The organism is Nonomuraea sp. NPDC049646, assembly GCF_044465525.1.
Classification (GTDB): Bacteria; Actinomycetota; Actinomycetes; order Streptosporangiales; family Streptosporangiaceae; genus Nonomuraea.
Genome location: NZ_JBITLU010000026.1, coordinates 105683 through 117462, shown reverse-complemented (window position 1 = coordinate 117462; position 11780 = coordinate 105683). Strand labels below are relative to the sequence as shown.

Genomic DNA, 11780 nt, shown 5'->3' with positions numbered 1-11780 from the left:
TCCGGCGGATACGACTTCATCGCCACGTGGAACTCCTTGTCTCCGGATCTCCATCATCCGGTACTCAAGGTGTCCACACCTCGGGGGCAGGGCCCGATCTCGGCTTCGACATCAGCCTTCTCCCACGGCAGGTGGCCGCGATCCCACACCACGACGGCAGACTTGATGCCCTGGTCGATGGCGGCCTGGAGCATCCGCTGGCGCAGTTCAGTGATCAGTTGTCCGCCCGCCGATGCCTGGCATGTGAGGCTTCCACTTGATCTCCTCGCCCTCGGGAATCTCCAGCTCCGTGCGGATGCCGTCGAGCGCGGACGCGAACCCCGCGACCGCAGGTTCGGGGACGATCACACCGCCCACCGAGACGAGCTCGCCCATCTGTCGACGGCGGGACTCCTTCTGCCCGCTGTCGTCGATGTAGATCATGTGCACCGTGACGCCTCCAGGACCATTGCCGCAGTAAATGCGGCATGTACTGCGGCAGTCATTCGGCGCGGCAAAGATCTGCCTCGGCGTAGTAGGGCCGCGGTCGGGCTGGGGCGATGGACCACTTCGGGTGTCACTGGGCAAGACCTTCACGGCGATGCTTACGCTCCTTTAACATCTGGAACTCTAAAGTGCTAGCAGGCTAGATATATGGAGGATCCAGGTGATCGAGTTCCATCTGGACGGCAGGTCGGGCGTTTCGCCGTATCTGCAGCTGGTCCAGCAAGTACGGCAGGCGCTGCGGCTCGGCGTGCTGCGCGAGGGTGACCAGCTGCCCACCGTCAAGGAGGTGGTGGCGCACTTGGCGATCAACGCCAACACCGTCCTGAAGGCTTACCGAGAGCTCGAGCACTTGGGCTTGGTGGCCGCCCGGCCGGGGGTGGGGACGTTCGTGACGGCGACGCTCACCGACACCTCGCTGGCCGCGCACGGTCCGCTGCGGATGGAGCTGCAGCGCTGGCTGGCCAAGGCCCGCCGGGCCGGCCTCGACGAGGAAAGCATCGAGGCCCTCTTCATGACCACCTTTCGGACCTTCGCTCAGGAGGACATAGCGTGAACGCGGTCCTGCAGGCCCAGGGACTGGGCAGGAAATACGGCAGACGCTGGGCGCTGCGCGAGTGCACCATCGACATCCCGGCGGGCCACGTCGTCGGGCTCGTGGGCCCCAACGGAGCCGGCAAGACCACGCTCCTGAAACTCGCCAGCGGCCAGCTCCAGCCCTCGGCGGGCGGCATCACCGTGCTCGGCGGCCGGCCCGCCGGCGGTCCGGCGCAGCTGGCCAAGGTCGGCTTCGTGGCCCAGAACACCCCCACCTACGCCGGGCTCAGCATCGCCGATCACCTGCGGCTGGGAGCACGGCTCAACCCCCGCTGGGACGCCCCCATGGCGCGCGAACGAATCGCGCGACTCGGTCTCGATCCCGCCCACCGGGCGGCCAAGCTGTCGGGCGGCCAGCGCGCCCAGCTCGCCCTCACTGTGGGCCTGGCCAAGCGGCCCGAGCTGCTGATCCTGGACGAGCCGGTCGCCTCGCTCGACCCGCTGGCCCGCCGCGAGTTTCTGCAGGGCCTGATGGAGGCGACCGTCGAGCACAAGTTCAGCGTGCTGCTCTCCTCTCACCTGGTCTCCGACCTGGAACGCACGTGCGACTACCTGATCGTGCTCGTCGACTCCCGCGTGCAGGTGGCCGGGGAGACCGACAAGCTGCTGGCCACCCATCACCGGCTCACCGGCCCGCGCCGCGGTCCCGACCGGCTCCCTGCCGACCAGCACGTGATCTCCGCCAGCCACACCGACCGGCAGAGCACGTACGTGATCCGCACCGACGCCCCCATCCACGACCCCGCCTGGGCGGTCACCCAGCTCAGCCTGGAAGACATCGTCCTGGCCTACATGGACAAGCACGCCACCGAGAACCGGCGAGTCGCCCTGGAAGTGCAGCGATGATCTGGCTGACCTGGCGCCAGCTGCGCGGCTCGGCCGCGATGATGGCCGCCGTACTCGTCATTCTCGCCGTCGCGCTGGCTCTGACCGGCCCGGACCTGGCCGCCAGATACTCCGCTGGGATCGCCGCCTGTACCCCGGCCAACACCTGCGACCGCTTCTACGACCAATTCTTCGGCGGGCACGAGTTCTCCTTCATGGCCGTCAGCCTTGTCGTGCTGCTCCTGCCCGCTCTCGTCGGGCTCTTCTGGGGAGCACCGTTGATCACCCGCGAGCTGGAGGCGGGCACGCACCTGATGGTGTGGAACCAGAGCATCACCCGCGGCCGCTGGCTGGCGGTCAAGCTCGCCCTCACCGGCCTGGTCGCCGTGGCCGCCGCCGGCCTGTGCGGCCTTATGGTGACCTGGTGGTCCGACCCTCTGGACAAAGTAGCCGCTGAAGACCTGGCCCTGATGGCTCCCCTGGTGTTCGGCGCGCGTGGCATCGCCCCGATGGGGTATGCGGCCTTCGCCTTCGTCCTGGGCATCACCGTGGGCATGCTGGTGCGCCGCACGCTGCCCGCCATGGCCCTCACCCTGGCCGCCTTCGCCGCGATCCAGCTCGCCATGCCGCTGCTGGTCCGGCCCCACCTGATGCCCCCGATCACCTCTACCTTCGAGCTCGGCATAACGAACGTGGACGGCCTCAACATCCCCCGGGACGGAGGCGCGCCCCCGCGGCTCTCCCTGAATCCGGCCGTACCCGGCCACCTGGGCTCCTGGATCCTGTCCAACAACCTGCTCGACCCATCTGGACGCCTGATCCCCACCAGCGGCGAGGGAGCCGCCATCAAGGTCTCCACGACATCGGGCCCCTGCGCACCGCCAGCAGGCCCCGGGGACGGCTGCCTAGTCGAGATCAACCGGCTCGGCTACCGGCAGCAGGCGACCTACCAGCCCCTTGAGCGCTTCTGGCCCTTCCAGTGGATCGAGACCGGGATCTACGCCCTGCTCACCCTCGGCCTGACATGGTTGTCCTTCTGGTGGATCCGCAGGCGCCTGTCATGACCGTCATCAGGACCGCGACCGCCGGGCTCGCCCTCCTCCTGGCAGCGGCCTGCACAGCCCCCGCGCCGCCGCGCAGCCAGACGAACACGGCAGCCGGCACGGTCTGCGCAGCGCCCCAGGCACCTCCCGGGGCGGAGACGGCCACCACGATCGACGTCATCGAGCAGGCCTACTTCTGCATCCTCGGCAACTACTACAGCGGCGCTACGCTGGACGCCCGCTCGCTGCTGGGCGCCGGATTCATCGCCCTGACCCAAGAGCTCAACCGCAATGGACGCGATCTGCCCGAGGCCACCATGCCGGCGCTGACCGGTGACCGCAAAGCCGACTGGACCGCATTCGAGGCCGTCTATCGCAAGATCACCGATCAGGTCCCCGACCTGCGCGACAAGCTGGCCGTCGTCACCCTCGAGGCCATCGTGGCCGGCCTCGGCGACAATCACGCCCACTGGGCGCACGACCTAGGGGGGCGGCACCCCGACTCCTACGACGGCGACGGCTACGGCCTGGGTCTCCAGGCGAACGTCAACGGCCCGCAGGTGGAGGGCAACCCCGGCGTCGCGCTGGCCCCGCTGTTCGTCACCGAAGTGCAGGGCGGCGCGGCGCAGGCCGCCGGCCTGCGCCCGGGCGACATCATCGAATCGATCAACGGCTCGGCGCCCTTCATCGAGGGGAAGGCCACGCCCGCGATCGAGGCCCTCAACCCGCAATATCCGCAGGCGCGTCCGGTCCGGCTGCGGCTCCTTCGGCAGAGCACCGGCCGCCGCTGGAGCGTGACGCTCAAGCCCGGCCTCTACCAGCGGGATCTGACCACCCTGCAAGTGGTGCAGTCGAAGCTGCTGGACGACAACATCGCCTATGTGCGGCTGCGCGGGTTCGCTCCCGACTCCGCGACCAGGGTGTTCAAGGCGATCTCCAGGCTGCGCACCGGCCGGACCCTCACCGGCGTCGTGCTGGACCTGCGCGGCAACGGCGGCGGCAGCCCCAGGGAGGCGATCCGGCTGGTGAGCGCGTTCGCCCACGGCAAGGTCACCGCCTACCAGTGCACGGTGGAGGGCAGGTGCGAGACTTCGTGGACCGACGACACCGTCGAGCTGCTCAACCTGCCGCTGATGGTGCTCACCGACCGCAGCTGCGCCTCGGCGTGCGAGCACTTCAGCTCCGCGGTCAAGGACCTGGGGATCGGCCGGCTGGTCGGCACCAGGACCGCCGGCGTCATCTCCGGCCCGGCGCAGTCGTACCTGCTCGGCAACAACACCACGCTGGGCTTCCCCGCCAGGCACCACCTGGGGCCCAACCGCGAGGTGATCGACCGGATCGGCGTGCCGCCCGACCACCACGTGCCCCTGACCCCGAAGGACGCGGCCGCCGGGCGCGACCCCGCCCTGGCCAAGGCCCTGACCCTGCTGCACCAGTGAGGACCGCTCGATGAGACACCTCCTGGCCGTCGCCGCGGGACTGGCCGTCCTGGCAGCATCGGCCTGCTCCGCACCCGCGCCGCCCCGCTCCGCCGCCCCGTCGCCCACGCCGACCGGGCCGGCCACCCTGCCGGCCCCCACCGGCGACCAGCCGGTGGGAACCACCGCCCTGTATCTGAAGGACGCCTCCCGCCCCGATCCGTGGAACCTCGACGTCGACGCCAGGGAGCTCAAGGTCACCCTGTGGTATCCGACCAAGCAGCGGGACGGGCAGCGGGCGCCGTACATGACGCCGAGGGAATCGGAGCTCACCCTGAAGAGCTTGGGGATCACGGGCGTGCCGGACGACACGCTGAGCAAGACGCGCACGAACGCCATCAAAGACGCCGAACCCGCGGGACGGAAGCTTCCGCTGGTGGTGCTGTCCCCCGGCTTCACCAAGCCGATGAGCACACTCACGTCCCTGGCCGAGGACCTGGCCAGCCGCGGGTACGTCGTGGCCGGCATCGACCACACCTACGAAAGCTACGCCACCACCCTGTCCGACGGCCGGGTCGCCGAATGCCTCGCCTGCGACAGTGACGCCGACCCGGGCTTCGGCACGGGAGTGGTTCAGGGCCGGGCGGCCGACGTCTCCTTCGTGCTCGACCAGTTGCCATCGCAGTGGGACGGTTCCGACCGGATCGACCGCTCCAGGATCGCGATGGTCGGCCAGTCGATCGGCGGGGCCGGCGCCCTGGCGGCCATGGTGAAGGACTCCCGGGTGCGCGCCGGGATCGACATGGACGGCACCACCTACGCCCGCATCCCCAAGAGCGGATTCTCTCGGCCGTTCATGTTCCTGGGCTCGCCGCAGCACATCCCCGGAGGCCGAGACACCTCCTGGGGCCGCGACTGGAAGCTGCTGACCGGGTGGAAGCGCTGGATCGTGCTGTCGGGCGCCGAACACCAGTCCTTCACCGACGGCCCGCTGCTGGCGGGCGCCCTCGGCATCAAGCCCGCGTACGGGATTCTGCCCGCGGCGCGCGCCGCCGAGCTCACCCGCACCTACGTGGCAGCCTTCCTCGACCAGCATCTGAAATCCCAACGGCAACCCCTCATGGACAAGCCGTCATCACGCTACCCCGAGGTCAAATTCTGCCCCGAGGCCTGCGGTCGGTCATGAATCCCCGCGCGCCGTGGAGCAACCGGGTGAGGCCGACCGCAACCCCGCCCCGCAGCGCCGACGACCGACGCCCCGACGACCTCGGACATTCATACGACGATGGAGATCGACATGGATGGCATCCCCGGTCAGAGGCGCTCGCGCAGGAACATCACGGCGGCCGTCCGCCCTAGCCGCAGTCGCATTGGCCGCCGCGGCCTGCGGAGGTGACGAGGAACCCGGCCGGACCGAGGCGTCCAGGGCGTCGCAGGGCGATGCAGTGGCCTTCGCCAAGTGCATGCGCGAGAACGGCGTGCCGTCGTTCCCCGCCCCCGGCGCAGACGGCTCCTTCGCGAAGAACGACGAAGACGAATCCAACACCCCGGAGTTCACGAAGGCCGAGGAAGCCTGCAAGCACTACCTGTCGCAGAGCATCTCGAGTATGACCCCCAGCAAGAAATGCCGAAGCGCCTGGCGCGGATCCATGGGTATGGAACGTCCGCCGCTTGGCATGGCTGAACTCATCGAGCACTGGACTGTGCTGGGCGATGAGATCGGGCGGGAGGTCCACCGGGCCGGCCGCCGCTCTGAGCGCGAGGGCGGCTGACCGGCTGCCGGGTGCGGGTCGTGTCCGGATCATCGTTGCAGTCTGCCTTGTTCGCAGGACTGCGGAGGTAGGGCTGGCCCCACCTGCTTTGGTGGCAATTGTCCACCTGCCCCGTAGGCGCAGGCCCATGGAGGTTCTGCTCCTCGGCCATCAGGCTGGCCACGCCGCCGAACCGGGCGGTCCCGAGGCCATCGACGAGGGGGCGTTTTGATCGAAGTGAGAGGCCTGACCATGCGGTACGGCCGCGCGGTCGCCGTGGACGATCTGAGTTTCACCGTGAGACCGGGCCTGGTGACCGGATTCCTGGGGCCGAACGGCGCGGGGAAGTCCACGACCATGCGGGCGGTGCTCGGGCTGGAGGTTCCCGCCGCAGGCGAGACGCTGGTGGACGGGCGTTCGTATGTGTCGTTGCGCAGTCCGTTGCGCAGCATGGGGGCGCTGCTCGATGCCGGGGCGGTGCACGGCGGTCGGACCGCCCGCGACCACCTGCGCTGCCTGGCCCGCAGCAACGGCATCGGCATGGCCCGGGTGGCCGCGGTCCTGGAACAGGTCGGCCTGGCCGGCGTCGCGGACCGGCGGATCAAGGGGTTCTCCCTGGGGATGAGGCAGCGGCTGGGCATTGCGGCGGCGCTGCTCGGCGATCCGGCGGTGCTGATGCTGGACGAGCCGCTGAACGGCCTGGACCCGGAGGGCATCCGCTGGCTCCGAGGATTGCTGCGCTCGCTCGCCGGCGAAGGCCGCACGGTGCTGCTGTCCAGCCATCTGATGAACGAGCTGGCAGTGACGGCGGACCACGTCGTCGTCATCGGGCGGGGCCGGCTGATCGCCGACACCACCATGGACGACCTGGCGGGGCACTTCCAGGGGGACGTGCTGGTGCGCACGTCCCGTCCTGAACGGCTCACCGGCGTGATGCGCACGCAGGGGGCGACGGTGACCGCCGAGGACGACGGCGCCCTGTCCGTGCGCGGCCTGGGCGCGGCCCGGATCGGTGAGCTGGCGCTGGCGGCGGGGATCGCGCTGGTGGAGCTGTCGCCGCGCGGCGCGTCCCTGGAGGAGGCGTTCATGCGGCTCACCGGCGACAGCACGGAGTACACGACGGTGAGCGAGGACAGGACCGACTACACGACCGTCACCGGCGAGGGCTCGGGGCGCGCCCCAGTACGGCGGGCCGCGCGATGATCGACGTGATCGCCTCCGAGTGGCTGAAGTTCCGCTCTCTGCGTTCGAACCTCTACCTGCTGGCCTGCTCGGCGTCGGCCATCGGAGCCTGCGCCGCGACAGCTTTCATGATCGGCCGCGGCTTCGACCGCCAGCCCCTGGACCAGCGGCTGGCCTTCCCCACCAACGGGGACGGCATCGGCAACGGGATCGCCCTCGCCTACTTCGTCCTCGCCGTCCTGGGTGCCCTGACAATCACCTCGGAGCACAGCACCGGGACGATCCAGGCGAGCCTGGTGGCCGTGCCGCGCCGGCAGGTACTGCTGCTGGCCAAGATTCCGGCCCTGGCGGCGGTGGCGCTGGTCGCGGGCCAGGTGCTGGCGTTCGCCATGCACGCGGCCTCCATGGCGGTGCTCGGCGATCGGGCCGGGCAGATCCTGCGTGTCGGGGTGACGCTGGGCACGCCGCTGTCTGAGCCGGGGGTGCTCGCCTCGGTGATCGTCGCCGGGCTGTCGATGGCCGCGGTCGCGCTGATCGGGCTCGGCGTCGGTGCCGTCGTCCGCTCCACGCCCGGCGCGCTGGTCGCCCTGGCCGTGATCATCGTGGTGCTGCCGGTGGTGGCCAGGACGCTGCCCATGCCGCTGCGCGCGCAGGCGGGTTCGTTCATGATCGAAAACCTGCCGTTCCAGATCGCGGGGACCGGCGGCGGGATCCTGCCACCCGCCGTGGCGGCGGTCCTACTCGTCGGGTACGTGGCCGTCGCGTTGACGGCGGGCGCCACCGTGATGGCGCCCGCCGGGCGCCGGATCAGGGTGGCGGCGATCGGCGTGGCCACGGTCGTCCTGCTCCCGGCTGTGACAGGCCTGCCGGACACGGGCACGGGCCCGTCGACACCGGCCTGGGCGGACTGCGCCGACAAGCGGCTGGCCGAAGAGCTGCGTTGCGCATCCGTCACCGTCCCGCTGGACTGGGCGAAGCCGTCAGGACGGCGGATCGAGCTGACCGTCGGCCTGCTGCCCGCCACCGGCGCCCAGCGGCGGATCGGTGCCGTGTTCGCGATCCCCGGCGGACCGGGGGCCTCGGGTGTGGCGGAGCTGAGCGAGAACGCGGGCAGCTTCGCCGAGCTGCGCGACCGGTTCGACGTGGTCAGCGTCGAGCCCCGCAACACCATCGACAAGGGCGTGCTGCCCTACGACTGCCTCGTCTCCGGCCCCTGGATCACCTGGCCCGACACCCGCGCGGAGTACGCCGAGCTGGGCAGGCGCAACCAGGCGGCGGCCGAGCGCTGCCGTGCCGCCGACCCCGACTTCTTCGACCACATGGACTCGGCCTCCGTGGCACGCGACATGGAGTCCGTCCGCGCCGCCCTCGGCGAGGACCAGTTGAGCTTCATCGCCAACTCCTACGGCGGTATCCCCGCGATCGCCTACTCCCGGCTGTTCCCCGGCCGGGTGCGCGCGATGGTGTTCGACGGCACGGCCAATCCGTATATGTCCCGGGCGCAGACCAGGCTTCCACACGAGGAGTCATTCGCCCGTTTCGCCGCCTGGTGCACGGCGAGCACTGCCTGCGCGCTGCACGGCCAGGACGTCGGCGAGGTCTGGCGGTCGCTGGTGGCGCGGGCCGACCGCGTCCCGGTGCCCGTCGAGGGCGAGCCGCCGCAGGCCGCCTACAGCGGCTTCGACCTCAAGGAGGCAGCCGCTCCCAGCATCGTCTCCCCAGGCCCCGCGCCCGGCTACCCCCGGTGGACAGAGCTCGCCGAGGCGATCAAGCGGGCCGCCGGCGGGGACGCCTCGGGCTTCGCCGACTACGTCCGGCAGAGCACGAAGAGCCCGAAGGTCCCCTCGTTCACCGGGATGAACATGACCCACTGCCTCGACGGCCTAGGTTTCCGCGACTACGCGGAGTACCGGGCCTCGCGCCGCGAGGGCGAGCGCCTGCTGCCGAACCTGGCCGGAACCGAGCTGTGGCACCCGCTCGCCTGCGTCGGCTGGCCGGCCCCCGCGACCAACCCACCCGCGCCGCTGCCCTCCACAGGCCTGCCGCCTTACCTGGGCGTCGGCTCCTGGACGGACTTCGAGGCCACCGCGGACCTCGTACGGCGGGTGCCCGGATCGGGGACGGTCGAGTACCAGGACCACGGTCACGGCCTCTACAACGCCGGCAAATCCTGCATCATCGCCCACGTCAACCGCTATCTGATCAGCCTGCGCCTACCTGCGGCGGGCACCGTATGCGGCCCGCAGGGAGTACAGCCGGCCACGTGAGCCGCAGGCCACCTCGATCGGCTCCGGGTGGGCGTCGTACCAGGCGCCGGTCACGCCGGGCATCCTCACGGGGCCGCCGCCGCAGCGCGCGCAGGAGAAGGAGATCTCGTCCACGTACAGGCGGTGCGGGCCGGGGCCGGACACTCGCCTCCGGCCAGCGCCTCCAACTCGGCGAGGTATCCGATTGCGGTCATGCTGGATCTGGCCGCCGAGGCCGAACTCCTCCTCGCCCAGGGCAACATCGAACAAGCCTGCGCCCCATGGGGCCGGGCGATGGACCACATGGACGGCGTCGCCTCCGCCCGCACCCGCAGGACCATCACCGAGATGCGGCGCGACCTGTCCCGCTTCGCGCCCGCGGCCTGCGCTGCGCCCAGCAGCTCGACGAGCGCGCCATCAATCTCCTGCGCGCCTGACACGCCACGCGGAAGGCATCGATCGAACCCCCGCGCTCGTCTCCTGGGTGCCGCCAGACGCAGGCGCACCGTGACATTCACGGCCGGGACCCCCATGACGGACGTCTACGGCATACTCCGGCTCGCCCCGCCGGCAGCACGATGGCCCGTCGTCGGTCGCGGGGCCATCTCACCCTGCCCGTGCCTCCTTCAACGGCACGAAGCGATGGCTGCTCAGGGAGTCGGTCCCAGCTGGCGCTGTTGCGCGGGCCGCAGTGGCCGCCATCCGCTGGCGTCGAGCTTGGCCGGCTCCGCCTCTACGTCGACGTTGATGACGCCGAGGAAGTTGATGTTGTCGCTCTGGCCGGGCGAGATGTGCGACCACCGAGTTGGTCAGCACGGTCAGGCACCACGCCTGTTCGGCCTGCTGCTCCGGATGCGGGCGGATGATCGTGCCCTGCTGGGCGTGATGCAGGTCGCGGCGCAGCGCGTGCAGGCTCTCCCCCTTGTTCGGCTGCCGCGAGATCTTCCCCCTGAAGACCGGATCCGACAGCTATTCGGCCAGGTGGACAGTCCTTCTGAGCATGCCCCACTCCTTCAGCGCGGCAGCCAGGGTGTTCTGCCGGGAGGCCGCCGACCACTTGCCTACGATCAGCGAGGCGGTGGCCTGCCCGTACTTCAACGCCCCGGCCATCCGCAGCAGATCCGGCCAGCAGGCGGCCACCAAGTCCTCGTTCCAGCGCGCGCCCAGCAGCGGCCCGGCGTGCGGATAGCGCTTGGCGATCTCGGTCGGGGTCTCATCGCGCACGAGGGTGACCCGGGTCAGGTCCCGCAGGCGCCCGCACGCGTCGGCTCACTGCCCTCTCCGACGGCGGCCGGGGAGACGACCGCGTCACCATGGCGACGTTCAGTTCGGACGGCCACCGGCTTGCCATCACGTACGGTGACCGCGTCGAGCTACGCGACGGCAGCACCGGGCAGTGCCTGCCCGGCCCGCCACCACTGCACTGTCCGGTAACCGCCTCAGAAGTGCCGGGGCGATGCCTGGTGGTCGCCGCCTTCCGGCGCGACGGCCGGGTCCTGGCCTACAGCGACATCTTGCAGACACCGCCGTTCAGGGCATGGCTTTGGGATCTCGACGGCCGACGCCTCAGCGCCACCTCCCCGCCCCTCCAAGACGGAAAGAGCCTCGCATTCGCCGGCGACAGCATCCTGATCGGCGGAAATCCCATCCTCGGCAACGATGCCTCCCACCTCAGCAAGACCATCGTCTGGGATCCGATCAAAGGCGGCATCTCCGCGACCGTGCCCTTCATCAGCGGCCGCCTCGCCGTCGACCCCACCGAGCGGCTACTGGTCAGCTCGCAGGGGCATGTCGCCGATCTCACCGCGGCAGGGCCGACGCGCCGCGCGGGCAGGATCGGCGCGTCCGGCGCGCTGGCCTTCAGCGCCGACGGCGCTACCTCGCCGTCGGCCCGGGGAGCGGGCAGACCGCCCTCTGGAACGGCAACGTACGACGCCACCTCGGCCGCGGACGTCACCGCCCTGGCCTTCTCCCCGGATGCGCGCGTGCTCGCCGTCGGGATGGCCAACGGCGCGATTCAGCTGTGGGACGCCGAAACACGGCAACCCATGGGGCACCCGTTCTCACTGCCGGCGATCTCGTGTTGGCCATCGGCCTGGACGGCGACGTCCTCTACGTCGCCGGCGATCACCTCCCCTACCAGCGCTTCGACCTCATGCCGGAGGACTGGGCCGCCCACTTCCCGGGCTACCATTCCAGCCCACCTGCGGCCGTGACGCGCGGTGAGGCTGATCG

The 11780-nt window shown here is 70.4% G+C and carries 10 protein-coding genes and 1 pseudogene; 9 read left to right on the top strand and 2 right to left on the bottom strand.

The window, feature by feature from the left end; genetic code table 11:
- Nucleotides 1-207: 207 nt before the first annotated feature.
- A complete protein-coding gene (locus ACIBQ8_RS47045; protein ID WP_397195405.1) occupies nt 208-423 on the bottom strand; it encodes a hypothetical protein in 216 nt (71 codons plus the stop codon).
- Nucleotides 424-646: 223 nt separating this feature from the next.
- On the opposite strand from ACIBQ8_RS47045, the gene ACIBQ8_RS47040 reads away from it, so the two are divergent.
- The 8 genes from ACIBQ8_RS47040 (at nt 647) to ACIBQ8_RS47005 (ending at nt 9566) form a co-directional block, all read left to right on the top strand.
- Nucleotides 647-1039: a GntR family transcriptional regulator gene (locus tag ACIBQ8_RS47040; RefSeq protein WP_352326697.1), complete on the top strand. Its 393-nt coding sequence runs from the start codon at nt 647-649 to the stop codon at nt 1037-1039.
- The gene (locus ACIBQ8_RS47035) at nt 1036-1926 is read left to right on the top strand and encodes an ABC transporter ATP-binding protein (protein WP_397195404.1); all 891 of its coding nucleotides are present in this window, start codon (nt 1036-1038) and stop codon (nt 1924-1926) included. Before ACIBQ8_RS47040 ends, ACIBQ8_RS47035 begins: the two co-directional genes overlap by 4 nt.
- The gene (locus ACIBQ8_RS47030; protein WP_397178866.1) at nt 1923-2969 is read left to right on the top strand and encodes an ABC transporter permease; all 1047 of its coding nucleotides are present in this window, start codon (nt 1923-1925) and stop codon (nt 2967-2969) included. Before ACIBQ8_RS47035 ends, ACIBQ8_RS47030 begins: the two co-directional genes overlap by 4 nt.
- Nucleotides 2966-4387 (top strand): S41 family peptidase, encoded by a 1422-nt coding sequence (locus ACIBQ8_RS47025; protein WP_397195403.1) that lies wholly within the window; start codon nt 2966-2968, stop codon nt 4385-4387. Before ACIBQ8_RS47030 ends, ACIBQ8_RS47025 begins: the two co-directional genes overlap by 4 nt.
- A gap of 10 nt (nt 4388-4397) precedes the next feature.
- Complete coding sequence (locus tag ACIBQ8_RS47020; protein WP_397195402.1) at nt 4398-5552, top strand: alpha/beta hydrolase family protein; 1155 nt, start codon at nt 4398-4400, stop codon at nt 5550-5552.
- 259 nt (nt 5553-5811) lie between these two features.
- Nucleotides 5812-6138 (top strand): hypothetical protein, encoded by a 327-nt coding sequence (locus ACIBQ8_RS47015; RefSeq protein WP_397195401.1) that lies wholly within the window; start codon nt 5812-5814, stop codon nt 6136-6138.
- Nucleotides 6139-6345: 207 nt separating this feature from the next.
- Nucleotides 6346-7320, top strand: coding sequence for an ATP-binding cassette domain-containing protein (locus ACIBQ8_RS47010; RefSeq protein WP_397195400.1), 975 nt, complete (start codon nt 6346-6348; stop codon nt 7318-7320).
- Nucleotides 7317-9566: an alpha/beta fold hydrolase gene (locus ACIBQ8_RS47005; protein WP_397195399.1), complete on the top strand. Its 2250-nt coding sequence runs from the start codon at nt 7317-7319 to the stop codon at nt 9564-9566. Before ACIBQ8_RS47010 ends, ACIBQ8_RS47005 begins: the two co-directional genes overlap by 4 nt.
- 585 nt (nt 9567-10151) lie before the next feature.
- Here the strand turns inward: ACIBQ8_RS47005 and ACIBQ8_RS47000 are convergent.
- A pseudogene (locus tag ACIBQ8_RS47000) lies at nt 10152-10796 on the bottom strand (Tn3 family transposase).
- A 62-nt stretch (nt 10797-10858) separates the two neighbouring features.
- Between ACIBQ8_RS47000 and ACIBQ8_RS46995 the strand changes: the two are divergent.
- Nucleotides 10859-11761, top strand: coding sequence for a WD40 repeat domain-containing protein (locus ACIBQ8_RS46995; RefSeq protein ID WP_397195398.1), 903 nt, complete (start codon nt 10859-10861; stop codon nt 11759-11761).
- The last annotated feature ends 19 nt before the right edge of the window (nt 11762-11780 follow it).